Source organism: Clostridium thailandense (assembly GCF_019207025.1).
Lineage (GTDB): Bacteria > Bacillota > Clostridia > Clostridiales > Clostridiaceae > Clostridium_AM > Clostridium_AM thailandense.
This window is the reverse complement of the sequence record NZ_JAEEGC010000134.1, coordinates 1-13438: the sequence shown is the minus strand read 5'-3', so window position 1 is coordinate 13438 and position 13438 is coordinate 1. Positions and strand designations below refer to the sequence as shown.

11 protein-coding genes are annotated in these 13438 nt (G+C 30.6%); 10 read left to right on the top strand and 1 reads right to left on the bottom strand.

Annotated elements, in window-relative coordinates; genetic code table 11:
* Nucleotides 1–374: 374 nt before the first annotated feature.
* A complete protein-coding gene (locus I6U48_RS22645; RefSeq protein ID WP_218322757.1) occupies nucleotides 375–1952 on the top strand; it encodes a histidine kinase N-terminal 7TM domain-containing diguanylate cyclase in 1578 nt (525 codons plus the stop codon).
* 196 nt (nucleotides 1953–2148) lie between these two features.
* On the opposite strand, the gene I6U48_RS22640 is transcribed toward I6U48_RS22645, so the two are convergent.
* Entirely contained in the window at nucleotides 2149–2799 is a 651-nt protein-coding gene (locus I6U48_RS22640; RefSeq protein ID WP_218322756.1) for a TetR/AcrR family transcriptional regulator, read from the bottom strand.
* A gap of 633 nt (nucleotides 2800–3432) precedes the next feature.
* Between I6U48_RS22640 and I6U48_RS22635 the strand changes: the two genes are divergently transcribed.
* From I6U48_RS22635 to I6U48_RS22595, 9 genes are all read left to right on the top strand, one after another.
* A complete protein-coding gene (locus I6U48_RS22635) occupies nucleotides 3433–4458 on the top strand; it encodes a magnesium chelatase ATPase subunit I (protein ID WP_218322755.1) in 1026 nt (341 codons plus the stop codon).
* Nucleotides 4459–4694: 236 nt separating this feature from the next.
* Nucleotides 4695–5600 (top strand): LysR family transcriptional regulator, encoded by a 906-nt coding sequence (locus I6U48_RS22630; RefSeq protein ID WP_218322754.1) that lies wholly within the window; start codon nucleotides 4695–4697, stop codon nucleotides 5598–5600.
* A 150-nt stretch (nucleotides 5601–5750) separates the two neighbouring features.
* The gene (locus I6U48_RS22625) at nucleotides 5751–6017 is read left to right on the top strand and encodes a hypothetical protein (RefSeq protein ID WP_218322753.1); all 267 of its coding nucleotides are present in this window, start codon (nucleotides 5751–5753) and stop codon (nucleotides 6015–6017) included.
* Nucleotides 6018–6428: 411 nt separating this feature from the next.
* Nucleotides 6429–7928, top strand: coding sequence for a UbiD family decarboxylase (locus I6U48_RS22620; RefSeq protein ID WP_218322752.1), 1500 nt, complete (start codon nucleotides 6429–6431; stop codon nucleotides 7926–7928).
* A 55-nt stretch (nucleotides 7929–7983) separates the two neighbouring features.
* Nucleotides 7984–8580, top strand: coding sequence for a UbiX family flavin prenyltransferase (locus I6U48_RS22615; RefSeq protein WP_218322751.1), 597 nt, complete (start codon nucleotides 7984–7986; stop codon nucleotides 8578–8580).
* Nucleotides 8581–8605: 25 nt separating this feature from the next.
* Nucleotides 8606–8974: a prenylated flavin chaperone LpdD gene (lpdD, locus tag I6U48_RS22610; RefSeq protein WP_218322750.1), complete on the top strand. Its 369-nt coding sequence runs from the start codon at nucleotides 8606–8608 to the stop codon at nucleotides 8972–8974.
* A gap of 194 nt (nucleotides 8975–9168) precedes the next feature.
* Nucleotides 9169–9705 carry an isopentenyl-diphosphate Delta-isomerase gene (gene idi / locus I6U48_RS22605; RefSeq protein ID WP_218322749.1) on the top strand — a complete coding sequence of 179 codons (537 nt, stop codon included), beginning with the start codon at nucleotides 9169–9171 and terminating at the stop codon, nucleotides 9703–9705.
* Between the two features lie 332 nt (nucleotides 9706–10037).
* Nucleotides 10038–12677, top strand: a complete 2640-nt coding sequence (gene ppdK, locus I6U48_RS22600; RefSeq protein ID WP_218322748.1) for a pyruvate, phosphate dikinase — start codon at nucleotides 10038–10040, stop codon at nucleotides 12675–12677.
* A gap of 6 nt (nucleotides 12678–12683) precedes the next feature.
* Nucleotides 12684–13382, top strand: coding sequence for an aldo/keto reductase (locus I6U48_RS22595; RefSeq protein ID WP_218322747.1), 699 nt, complete (start codon nucleotides 12684–12686; stop codon nucleotides 13380–13382).
* Nucleotides 13383–13438 lie beyond the last annotated feature (56 nt).

Sequence of the window (13438 nt, the reverse complement as noted above, 5' to 3'; positions counted from 1 at the left end):
CATTAACATTTGATTATGTTTCAACTCAGCTTGGATACGTTTTCTTAACTTGTTAAGCAAAGCCAATAACAAAGAATACATAGCACATGGCTGAGGAGAATTTTTTAGCAAAGAATACAAATATTCTTATGTTTCGTAAATTTTTAAAGTTTACGATTTTATTATAATATTTATCGCCATCATATGTCAATGAATTTTCGTAAAATTTTAAATTTTACTATTTTTATATTTAAAAATTGAACATTTAATAAAATATACGAGAAATTCAAAATATGAGAGAATAATATTTAAATATGATATAATTAAGCAAGAAATTATTTATATAAAAACATAAAGTTTTGTACGACAGTAATATAGAAATATTGGAGGAGTTCATGGACCTGTATATTTTTATTTTATTCATTTTAGCAGTTACTTTAGTTGCTATATCCGTTTTTATTTTTAAAAGACGTAATATACCAGGAGTAAAAACTTTCATTGTTTGTATTTTGTTAGTTGCTGTATGGAATGCTTTGGATGCTGTTAATTTATTATTAAACAGCATGAATAGTAAAATCATATGGTTTGGAATTAAGATGGCATTTATAGTTTATATACCTGCAGTTTGGTTAATGACAATATTGGGCTTAATGTATGATGCAAGAAATTTTAAAAATAAGATAAATCTTCTTTTGATTATTCCTACTATTACTGCTATTGTAGTTTTAACTTTAAGATATAATAATTGGTTTTCATATAATTTCTATCTTGAGCCTGTAGGTAAATATAAAATTTTAATGTTTAGTAAAGGATTTTGGCTATGGATTAATGCTAGTTACAATTATTTATTGAATGCAGTTAGTATTGGAATACTAATAAAATCTGTATTTTCAAGACAGTATGCTCGAAAAAAACAGGCTATAATAATGATAATTGGAATGTTTTTCCCAATTGTTACTGATATCTTATTCATAGGCAATATAAATATTTATAATAATCTAGATACTACTTCAATTTCATTTTGTATATCTGTGATAGTAGGAGTTTATGGAATGATTCGATATAAATTTATGGATATAGTGGTTATTGCCCGAGAATATGTCTTTGAAGATATGAATGAATTAATGATAGTACTTGATGAAAATAAAAAAATTGTAGATATGAATAGAAAGGCTCTAGAAATGTTGAATGTCAATATTTCTAGAGTAATTGGAATGCCTATTAATCAAATTATAGGAGAAATCGATAAATACAATTTTTATGATTTAAAAGAATCAAGTTTGAAAATACATTTGAAGAATAAAATTTTAGATAAAAATGCTGATTACTATGGGTCTTTGAGTGCAATTAAAAAATATAAAAACTATATAGTTGGATATTTAATATTGTTATATGATATAACAGAATTAGTAACTGCACAAAATGAGTTAAAGCAAGTTAATAATGAATTAATAAGATTAAATGAGAGGCTATATATTGATTCAATTAAAGATGAGTTAACAAAAGTAAGTAATAAGAAATATATTACTGAGTTATTGCAAAACGAAATTAAAAATGTCATAAGGAATTGTACTTATCTTAGTATAGCTATGGTCGATATAGATCATTTTAAGAAAGTTAATGATAATTATGGACATCTAATTGGAGACAAGGTATTAGAAAAAGTAGCCGAATTAATTAATATTGAATTAGATGTCAAAGGAAAAGTAGGTAGATTTGGTGGAGAAGAATTTTTAATACTGCTGCCTAATACACAACTGAAAGTTGGTTATGAGATATGTGATAAAATTAGATACAAAATTAGCAAATATAAATTTGAATGTAATAAATTGTCTATTACTATTAGCGTTGGAATAACAGAATTAAAATATGATGACAATATTAATTCGTTAATTAAAAGAGCTGATGATTGCTTGTATAGAGCAAAACATAATGGAAGAAACAGGGTAGAAGCATCGGAAATAGAAATTTAAAAATCTATATTGATATTTAAATATAAACATAGGAGATGATACATATCAATCTGTAATGATTGAATCATCTCCTATACTTATAACCCTAATCCCTATATAATATAATTATTCCATATCATTACAATGTTGTTAAAAGTATCTTTAATTTCAATATAATAGTTTTTGGGGTTTAATAGGATTATTGTGTAATCATTAGCTATATCAACAATTTTATATGAGCCAAGTAATTTTTGTTTAGAAATTCAGTAGCATTCTTTATATATTCATTCATAATTTCCTCATCGATTTTTAAAAGTCTTCCCACCATTGTATAAATAGCAGTAGACATATCTAAAGAACTGTCGAAGAGGTTATTTTCGACGAATTCTAAAGTGAACTCACGCCTTATACCTAAGTCTGCAGAAAAGATTCTAATAGTTTCCTTTTCATCGATTCCAAGATTGAAGTCTTTTACAAAACTAGGGTAAAATCTTCTTAAATTTTTGCTGAGAATTATGTAAAGTGACAATTTGGTTATGACATCATAATGAAACTTAATGGTATTAGGGTCATTAAAAATTAGTTCATCATACACAAAAAAAGCTATAGTATTCTTCTCTAAACTATTCATCTTTCGATTTTCAACATGATTTATGCAATTATATATTTTCATTATATATTCTGCGTAAATATCAGATATTAAAGCTTCTTTAGTATTAAAGTAATAGGTAAATGTCCCTAACTTTACGTTAGATTGATTACAAATTTCCTTGACTGTAGTATTTGCAAATCCTTTTTCATAGAATAACTCCTTAGCATTTTGTAAAATTTTCAGATAAGTAATTATTCCTTTATTTGACCTTTTCATTTTGTTCTCCTTATTTAGCAATATGATTTTATAAAATTTCAATATAAATAAAAAGAGGTTGAGTTGTAAATTATTAAATTTAATAATAATATTTATTTTCTTACAGATAAAATATTATCATAAATTTTAATGTATTAATAGTTCCTATATAATGGCATTAATATAACACAATTATTTTGAAATCACAAATATATAAACAGAAAAATAGTAAAATTTCAAATCTTACGAAAAAGCGTTGACATGTAATGTGAAAACGTATTATAATAAAATCGTAAATATAACAAATTTACGAAAAATGTTTGTATTTTGCCATAGAATGAATAGTAATACAAGGTTATGAACTGATTAAAAAGCCCATCTCTTTACTAAGGATAAATATGCTATTAAAAATCATTAAATTGTTAATAAATCCCATGTTAATGAATCCCACATTAACGATAAATCTCATTTTAACAAACGTGATATTTAGGATAAATTATGCTTTGAATGTATATTTTATCCTTAGTAAATTGACATATTTTAGTATAATCAAGAGAAAAGCTTATGATATAGTTCGGTATGTTTTAATGAAAATAATGGTAAATATTAAGTTTATTTCAGATACTGAGAAATTAATGAAAGGGATGTACCAATATGCCTAACTCAATAATTTATCCATTTACTGCTATCGTTGGACAAGAAAAGATGAAGAAAGCATTGATTTTAAATGCTATAAATCCACGTATAGGAGGAGTTTTAATTTATGGGAAAAAAGGAACAGCTAAATCGACTGCAGCAAAGGCATTAACATCATTGCTGCCAGAAATAAACACAGTAGAAGGTTGTAATTATAATTGTGATCCCATAAATAAGAATTATATCTGCGAAAGCTGTAAAAAAAAGTTTCATGCCCTTCATCATATTAATATAATAAAGAAAAAAGCTCCCCTTGTAGAAGTTACAAGTTCAACTATAGAGAGTAGCTTAGCAGGAACTTTAGAGTATCAATATACTATTAAGAATGAAGAAAAAAAGTATAAATTTGAACCAGGAGATTTAGCCAAAGCAAATAGAGGAATTATATATGTAGATGAGATAAATTTACTAAATGAGAGTATTATAAACATTCTTTCAAATACTGTAACTAGTGGAGTTAACATATTAAAAAAAGAGAATTATTCATATTCGCATAAATCACAATTTGTTCTTATAGGAACTATGAACCCAGAAGAAGGAGAAATAAGATCAAAATTATTAGACTGCTTTGGGTTATGTATAGAAGTGGAAAAAAATGCAAAACATAACGAAATATTAGAAATTATTAAAAGAAAAAAAGAGTTTGAAAAGAATCCAGCTGATTTTATTATTAAATTTAGTGATGAAGAAAATAAATTAAGAGATAAGATTGCAAAAGCTAAAGAGACACTTGAGTATGTTACTATTTCAGGTACAATTTTGAGGTTTATATCAAAATATTGTATAGAAGCTTTTGTTTCTTGGAATAGAGCTCAAACTATTATAAAAGAAACCGCATGTACTATTGCGGCTCTTTATGAGCGTGATTACGTAACAAAAGAGGATGCCTTGGAGGCTGTAGATCTAGTGCTATCTCATAGATCAAAGGAGTCATCAAATATAAGATATAGAATACGTGAAAGAATGTGTAGAGCTTCAAGTTGAAATGACATATTAAAGTATGAAGGTGCATAAAAGTTCCAGCATAGAAACGCAGGAATTTATGCACTTTTTATGCGTAGTTTTTAATATAGGGTTGCACGGCAGAAAATTAACTTACACTCCGATAGATGTTTACTTTCTGGTGTGAGTATCTATATTATCTGTATTTTTGATAAAGATTCCATTTTTAAATATAGTTTAGTATAATGTATTCTAAAAAAGAATAGGTAGGATTAGCTATGGAAATTCAGCAATTGAAGTTTTTTTTAGAAGTTGTAAAGTACAAACATTTTACTATAGCGGCATCAAAGCTTTGTATATCTCAATCTTCTTTATCCAAGCGTATTAAGGCTTTAGAGAATGAATTGGGAGTTAAGCTTTTAGAGAGAAGTTCACGAAGTGTAAGGCTTACAGAAGCAGGAAGTGAATTTTTAGATTTTACAATTGAGACTATTGAGTCATATGATAAAGTGCAGATAAAAATGAATGCATATAAGGAGAAAAACAAAAAAACTTTAACTATAGGAACAATTCCAGTAATGAGTCAGTATGGTATAACCTCCTTAATAGCAAGCTTTACAAAGAAATATAGCGATATTGACATTAATATTATTGAGGCTAATAGTCCGGAAATATTAGCTTTACTTGATAGTTCAAAGATAGATTTAGCATTTATTCGTACAATTTCCTTATCAGGAGAAGAATATAAAATAAATCCACTTATAGATGATGAGTTAGTAATGATAGTTCCAAAAGGTCATCCTTTTACTCAAAATGCATGTATAGATTTATCTCAGGCTTCAGGGGAAAACTATATATTTTTAGACTCTGGCCCGGGTATGTACGACATTTGCATGGAAGCATGTAGAATATCAGGCTTTAAGCCGCGTGTTTTGTATGAGTATAGTAGGATAGAAACTATTATTGGCGTTGTATCCGAAGGAATAGGGGTAGCCTTATTGATGAGAAAAGTAGTGGAATTTTTCAACAATCAAGATATAGAAATTATTAAGTTAAGACAGAAGTTTATTACAACTATAGCGTTGGTATCATTATCGCATAAAAAATCTTCTAACATGATGAGAAAGTTTAGTTCATGTACTGAGGAATGGATTAAGAATAATAAATCTAAAATACAATTGTAAAAATATTTTAAGCCAAACTTCCAGCAGAAAATTCAGGCGGTGACTTAAGAAAAAAATATATTCCTCATTAATAATATATTTTTTTATAATCAATATTATATAAACTAGCATATATAGTATTTATATAGAAATTTTATATAAGGAGATTATATGATTTATTTAGAAGATGTTGAAAGTATAGTCAAGAATCTAATTGGTAACAATAAAGGTGAATTTTCAAGAGGCAACATATTAGATAACCTGAAGAAAGACTGCAGTTATATACAAAAGGGAAGAAGTAGTATTCTTATATTCGATCTAAATGACGTATGGAATAACTATTTTATGAAAAGTAAGAGACTAAAAAATATAATTGAAAAAAGAAAAATTGTAAGTATTGAAGAACTAATGCAATATAGTGAAAATGTTAAATACTAATTAAGAGTTTGGCTAATCCAAACTCTTTTATTTTCGTTTTATATCATTTGATTTTATTAAACATTCCTTATTGGAATATATCCTTTCTTATTATGAATTGTTTCAGATAGCAGGAAGGACTATAATAAAATGAAAGTCTGATTTAGTAAAAATATGTCGAGGCTATAGATATCCACACCAGAAAGTAGACTTATACGCAGGTATATGTTTCCAAAGCTGAAGGCACATATAAAAAGTTTTTATAGTGCTGAAGCTTGAAAACATGTACCGGAGTGTAAGTCTACTTTCGGCCGTGGATGTCTATATTAGATCCTTATGACAGTATTTATATGGTTTATTTACCTTGTGGCACATAGAAGAAAATATAATTAGTACCTAAGAGTGTTCTTATTTTGAGGAGGAATTTTTAAAATGATTGAAGAAAGCGGAAAACAAGAAGTAAAAGATTTACGTTCTGCTATAGAATTGTTAAAAGCAATACCTGGACAATTAATTGAAACTGATGAACCTGTAGAACCACTTGCTGAGTTATCAGGGGTGTATCGTCATGTTGGGGCTGGAGGAACAGTAATGCGTCCAACAAGAAAAGGACCAGCTATGATATTTAATAATGTAAAGGGACATGAGGATGCAAAAGTTATTATTGGACTCTTGGCTAGTCGTGAAAGAGTGGGATTACTGCTTAATGAAAAACCTGAACGACTAGGTTTTCTATTAAATGAAGCTGTTAAGAATCCAATACAGCCAGTGACAGTTTCTAAGGATAAAGCTTTGTGTCAAGAAATTGTGCATTATGCAAATGAGCCAGGTTTTGATATAAGAAAATTAATTCCTGCACCAACTAATACAGAGGAAGATGCAGGCCCGTACATTACTATGGGAATGTGCTATGCTTCAGACATAGAAACCGGTGAATCGGATATTACAATACATCGCTTATGTTTACAAAGTAAGGATGAGATTTCAATGTTTTTTACACCAGGTGCTCGTCACTTGGGAGTATTTCGTGAAAAAGCAGAAAAATTAGGCAAACCATTACCAATTTCCGTCAGCATAGGTGTTGATCCTGCTATTGAAATTGCTGCTTGTTTTGAACCTCCAACAACGCCACTTGGTTTTGATGAATTAAGTATAGCGGGAGCCATTAGAAATCAAGCTGTTGAGTTAGCTCCTTGCCTGACAATAGGTGAAAAAGCGATTGCTAATGCTGAATATGTCATAGAAGGAGAACTGCTTCCTGGAGTATATGTTAGAGAAGACCAAAATACAAACACAGGAAAAGCAATGCCGGAATTTCCAGGTTATACAGGTGGAGCTGTTGCGAAGGTACCAGTAATAAAAGTAAAAGCTGTAACTCATCGTAAAAATCCAATAATGCAAACAGTTATTGGGTCAAGTGAAGAGCACGTTAGTATGGCTGGCATTCCAACAGAAGCAAGTATTCTTCAAATGGTGGAAAAAGCTATGCCAGGAAGACTTTTAAATGTCTATGCTCATTCCTCAGGTGGTGGTAAGTTTATGGCTGTCTTACAATTCAAGAAGAGTCAACCAAGTGACGAAGGAAGACAAAGACAAGCTGCATTGCTTGCATTCTCAGCATTTCCTGAACTAAAACATGTATTTTTGGTTGATGAAGATGTAGATCTATTTGATAGTAATGATGTACTATGGGCATTAACTACACGTTACCAGGGTGATGTTGATACAATATTTATTCCTGGTGTCCGCTGTCATCCATTAGATCCTTCAAATAGTCCAGATTTTAGTCCGTCAATAATAGATAAGGGGATTGCCTGTAAGACTATTTTTGATTGCACAGTGCCATATCACCTAAAAGATAAGTTCCAAAGATCTAAATTTATGGATGTGGATCCGAGCAGATTTGTTTCAGAATTATTTAATAATAAATAATAACTAAAATATATTTGTATGCTTACTATAAAATAATAAAAGGGTGTTAACAATTATGGAATATATGACAAAAGTTAATAGAAAGAGATTAGTAATAGGTATGAGTGGTGCAAGTGGAGCGCCATTAGGTATAGAATTGTTAAAAATAGTAAGAGAACATCCTGAATGGGAAACCCATTTGGTTATTTCAAAGGGTGCGGAAGAAACAATAATTCAAGAGACAGCATACGAACCGAGAGAGGTAATGAATTTAGCTGATAAGGCTTATTCTATAAAAGATATTGGAGCAAGTATAGCTAGCGGTACTTTTAAAACTGAAGGCATGATAATTGTTCCATGCAGTATGAAAACTGTTGCCGGTATTGTATGCGGTTATTCTGATAACTTACTTCTTAGAGCCGCAGATGTAACAATTAAAGAGAGAAGAAATCTAGTTATAGTAGCAAGAGAATGCCCATTAAGTACAATTCACCTAAGAAACATGCTTTCTCTATCAGAATTAGGTGCAACTATTATGCCGCCAATGATTACCTATTATAATAAACCTACCAGCATGGAGGATTTAAATAGGCATATCATAGGCAAAATTCTTGATAGATTTGGAATCCAAGTAAATGGTTTCCGCAGATGGGGAGAAATTAGTACAGGCTAAAATTAAAAATTTCAGAGGTGAGATAATGCAGGATTTAACTATAGAAAGAGGCAGAATAAAAGTCAATGCTAAGACTTTTCTAATAGGAGAAGATTTATGTGTAATAATTTCAGGAGGAGATGCTCCTCATATTGGATGCGTAACCTTGAGCGTTCCAAGACCAAGTTTATCAGATTCAAGTGAAATTAGTTCCACAACGTCAATTTTAAATTTAATAGGACATAAAGATGATGAAGCAGCAAGATATGTATCTCAGAAACTTTCCTCAAAGTTAAGTAAAAATGTAGTTGTAACCTGCGGCATTCATGTTGACAACATAACAGTTGAAGAGATTAATGAAACTATAGACCTTCTTAAGGTGTTAACAAATAGATTAATAGAAAAATTAATTTAAATGAAGCTTACAGCAGAAAAGCAAAGATTTTATGTTTCAATTATCCCTATAAATAACAAGTTTTTAGGGTAATTATACTGAAGAATCTTTGCTTTTTGTTTTTAGAGATATTATGGACAATTATCTAAGTTTAAGCTAATATAAATTCTAATATAGTATAATAAAATTAAAATATTATCTAAGGAGAAAATTGAATGATAGAATATATTATATCGGTTGATGAAAATGATAAGGAAATTGGACCTATAGAAAAAATGGAAGCACATTTTAATGGAATATTGCATAGGGCCTTTTCAATATTTATTTTTAATTCTAATAACCAATTGTTGTTACAAAAAAGAAATAAAGAAAAATATCACTCAGGAGGTCTTTGGACTAACACTTGCTGTAGTCACCCTAGATACAGGGAGAATTTAGAAGATGCTATATATAGAAGGCTTAAAGAAGAGATGGGGTTTACATGTGAACTTAGTGAGATATTTAGTTTTTCATATAAAGTGAATTTTGAAAATGATCTTATAGAAAATGAATATGATCACGTTTTTATTGGAACTTTTGATGGTGAAATAGTTCCAAATGGAAATGAGGTAGAAGATTATAGGTGGATTGATATTGATGAAGTAAAATTAGACATTATAAATAATCCGCATTCATACACCTTTTGGTTTAAATACTCATTTAATAAAGTCATTGAATTTATTAAGCTAAGTTCTGTTAAAAATAATAACTAAGTATTTGGAAGTTTATTATACTTAGTTAACAACTACTTTAAGTTATTGAAGGAGAGAAGTTTTACTTTCTCTTTTTTATTTTCTAAATTTCTGAAATATGTTGTTAAAAATTTAAGCTTAAAGATTATAAGGTAGTTTCGTTAGCATATTTGAGTTTGAAAAAGATTAAATTATTGAAGCTAGAGACAGATTATATAGAATGTAGTATATATTATTATAAAAATAATATATGTTTATATTGAAAAGCATATATAATATATTATATAATGTATAACATATGATATATAGTATATGCTATATATCAAAAACTTGCATAAGAGGGGTGCTATTTAATGGAAAGCAAAAAGTATGTTTACCTTTTTAGTGAAGGAAACGCAAAAATGAAAAATTTACTCGGTGGAAAAGGGGCAAATCTTGCCGAGATGAAAAATTTAGGAATACCTGTTCCAGAAGGTTTTACATTGTCTACAGAGGCTTGTACAAAGTATTATGAAGATGGTAAAAGATTATCTGAAGAAATAATACATGAGGTTTATGTAGCATTGACTAAAGTTGAGGAACTAACTGGCAAAAAGTTTGGAAGTGTAGAAAATCCTTTGCTTGTTTCAGTAAGGTCCGGAGCTAGGGTTTCTATGCCAGGAATGATGGACACTATATTAAACTTAGGTCTAAATGATGAGACCGTAGAAGCTTTAAATAAGTTAACTAATAATGAGAGATTTGCTTATGATTCTTATAGAAGATTTATTCAGATGTTTTCTGACGTTGTTATGGGAATAGAAAAGAGAAAATTTGAAGATATTCTTGATGAAATAAAAGGACTTAAAGGAGTTAAATTTGATAATGATTTAACTGCAGAAGATTTAAAAGAGATAGTAAAAAAATATAAGACTCTGTATAAAAAAGAAATGGGAAAAGAATTTCCACAAGATCCAAAGGAACAGCTTTTAGAGGCTATAACTGCTGTATTTAGATCTTGGGATAACTCAAGAGCTATTGTTTATAGAAGATTAAATGACATTCCAACAGAATGGGGAACGGCAGTTAATGTTCAATCAATGGTATTTGGTAATATGGGAGAAACATCAGGAACTGGAGTTGCATTTACAAGAAATCCTTCTACTGGAGAAAAGCTCATATTTGGTGAATATTTAATAAATGCACAGGGAGAAGATGTGGTAGCAGGCATAAGAACTCCTCATCCAATATCAAGATTAGAGCAGGACTTACCAGAGTGCTATAAACAGTTCATGGAAATAGCAGAAAGATTAGAAAAGCATTATAAGGATATGCAGGATATGGAGTTTACTATAGAGCAGGGAAAATTATATTTTCTTCAAACTAGAAATGGTAAGAGAACGGCTCAAGCTGCATTAAAGATAGCTGTTAATTTAGTAGAAGAAGGTCTTATTACAAGAGAAGAAGCAATATTAAAGGTTGATGCTAAACAGCTTGATTCGCTTTTACATCCCAATTTTGATTCAGTAGAACTTAATAATACTGAAGTTGTAGCTAAAGGACTTCCAGCTTCACCTGGTGCTGCTTGTGGCAAAGTTTATTTTAACGCAGAGACAGCAAAGGAAAAACATGAAGATGGTGAAAAAGTAATACTTGTAAGAATTGAAACCTCTCCAGAGGATATAGAAGGAATGGTAGCGGCTGAAGGTATACTTACAGCAAGAGGGGGAATGACATCTCATGCAGCAGTTGTAGCCAGGGGAATGGGAACTTGCTGTGTAGCAGGCTGCAGCGACTTGAAGATAAATGAAGAGGCGAAAACCTTTGAATTAGGTGGAAAGATATATAAAGAAGGAGATTACATATCACTAGATGGTAGTACAGGGAATGTTTATGGACAAGCTATTAAAACTACTGAGAGTGAAATAAGCGGATATTTTGGAAGCTTTATGAGTTGGGCAGATGAAATAAGAAAGCTAAAGGTTAGAACTAATGCAGATACACCAAGAGATGCTTACCAGGCTGTTAAATTTGGAGCAGAAGGTATAGGTCTTTGTAGAACTGAGCACATGTTTTTCGATGAGAAAAGAATACCTGCAGTTAGAGAGATGATAGTTTCAAATACAGAGAACCAAAGAAGAAGAGCACTAGATAAACTTCTTCCAATGCAAAGAGAAGACTTTATCGGAATCTATGAAGCCATGGAAGGCAGACCAGTAACTGTGAGATTGCTAGATCCACCTCTGCATGAGTTCTTGCCACAGGAGAATGAGGATATAAAGAGCTTAGCAGAAGAAATGGGATTAAGTTTTGAGGATTTAAGAAGGACTATTGAATCTTTACATGAATTTAATCCAATGATGGGACATAGAGGATGCCGTCTTTCAGTTTCATATCCTGAGATAGCAGAAATGCAGACTAGAGCAATTATAGAAGCTGCTATAGATGTTAAGAAAAGAAAGGGATATTATATAGTTCCAGAAATAATGATACCACTTATTGGAGAACTTAAAGAATTAAAGTTCGTTAAAGATATAGTTACTAAAACTGCTGATGAAGTAATCGCAAAAGAAGGAATTGAGTTAAAATATTTAGTAGGAACTATGATAGAAATACCAAGAGCCGCCCTTACAGCAGATGAAATAGCTAAAGAAGCTGAGTTCTTTTCCTTTGGAACAAATGATTTAACTCAAATGACTTTTGGATTCTCAAGAGATGATGCTGGAAAGTTCCTGAAGGATTACTATAATAATAAAATATATGAATTTGATCCTTTTGAAAAGTTAGATCAAGTAGGTGTAGGTAAGCTTGTTAAGATGGGTGTAGAACTAGGAAAACAGACAAGACCAGATATTCATCTTGGAATATGTGGAGAGCATGGTGGAGATCCATCTTCCGTTGAGTTTTGTCATAATGTTGGACTGGATTATGTGTCTTGCTCACCGTTTAGAGTTCCAATAGCAAGGCTTGCTGCAGCACAGGCTGAGGTGAAACAACCAAGACCAAGTAAATAAATAAATATGCGTATGACAAATACGACTGGGTGTCTTAATAAATCTGAAAGCATAGCTACGATCCATGCCGCAATAGATGCAGGAATACAACTCATTAACACTGCAGATTTCTATAGTAGCGGTTATAACGAAATGCTAATTGGAGAAGCACTGAATGGCCATAAGCGAGACAAAACGTTTATATCTGTAAAGTTTGGTGGGTTAAGCGATCCTAAAGGAAATTATTATGGTTTGGATGTAAGAACCTTAACTATAAAGAACTACATTACTTATTCTCTTAAACGGTTAAATGTAGACTATATAGATCTTTATCAACCTGGAAGAATTAATTTAGGAATACCTGTTGAGGAGACTATAGGAGCTATTTCAGATTTGGTTAAGGCTGGATATGTAAGGCATATTGGAATTTCAGAAGTTGACGCTGATACTTTAAGAAAGGCGAATTCAGTTCATCCAATAAGCTTTATAGAATCGGAATATTCTCTTTTCAATCGTAGGATAGAAACGGAAATTTTGCCTACAGCAAGGGAACTAGGAATTGGTGCTAAAAAGGTGTCACAAATCCAAGATGCAATAAAAGCTGCGGATATTACTCTGAGTGAAAATGAAGTAAAACGAATTGAAGCGGTTATACCGGAAAGTGCTATAGCCGGAGCTGCTCAACCTAATGGATTGTTATTCAAAAATGGAATAATGGTCCGTTAAGAATATTTGTTATCGGTGAGAGCGTAAATTTTTGAAAAATGGGGCTGTCGCACTTA

Coding starts and splice junctions, on each gene's coding strand:
- I6U48_RS22645 (WP_218322757.1), top strand. CDS start 375: ATGGACCTGTATATTTTTATTTTATTCATTTTAGCAGTTACTTTAGTT.
- I6U48_RS22640 (WP_218322756.1), bottom strand. CDS start 2,799: ATGAAAAGGTCAAATAAAGGAATAATTACTTATCTGAAAATTTTACAA.
- I6U48_RS22635 (WP_218322755.1), top strand. CDS start 3,433: ATGCCTAACTCAATAATTTATCCATTTACTGCTATCGTTGGACAAGAA.
- I6U48_RS22630 (WP_218322754.1), top strand. CDS start 4,695: ATGGAAATTCAGCAATTGAAGTTTTTTTTAGAAGTTGTAAAGTACAAA.
- I6U48_RS22625 (WP_218322753.1), top strand. CDS start 5,751: ATGATTTATTTAGAAGATGTTGAAAGTATAGTCAAGAATCTAATTGGT.
- I6U48_RS22620 (WP_218322752.1), top strand. CDS start 6,429: ATGATTGAAGAAAGCGGAAAACAAGAAGTAAAAGATTTACGTTCTGCT.
- I6U48_RS22615 (WP_218322751.1), top strand. CDS start 7,984: ATGGAATATATGACAAAAGTTAATAGAAAGAGATTAGTAATAGGTATG.
- lpdD (WP_218322750.1), top strand. CDS start 8,606: ATGCAGGATTTAACTATAGAAAGAGGCAGAATAAAAGTCAATGCTAAG.
- idi (WP_218322749.1), top strand. CDS start 9,169: ATGATAGAATATATTATATCGGTTGATGAAAATGATAAGGAAATTGGA.
- ppdK (WP_218322748.1), top strand. CDS start 10,038: ATGGAAAGCAAAAAGTATGTTTACCTTTTTAGTGAAGGAAACGCAAAA.
- I6U48_RS22595 (WP_218322747.1), top strand. CDS start 12,684: ATGCGTATGACAAATACGACTGGGTGTCTTAATAAATCTGAAAGCATA.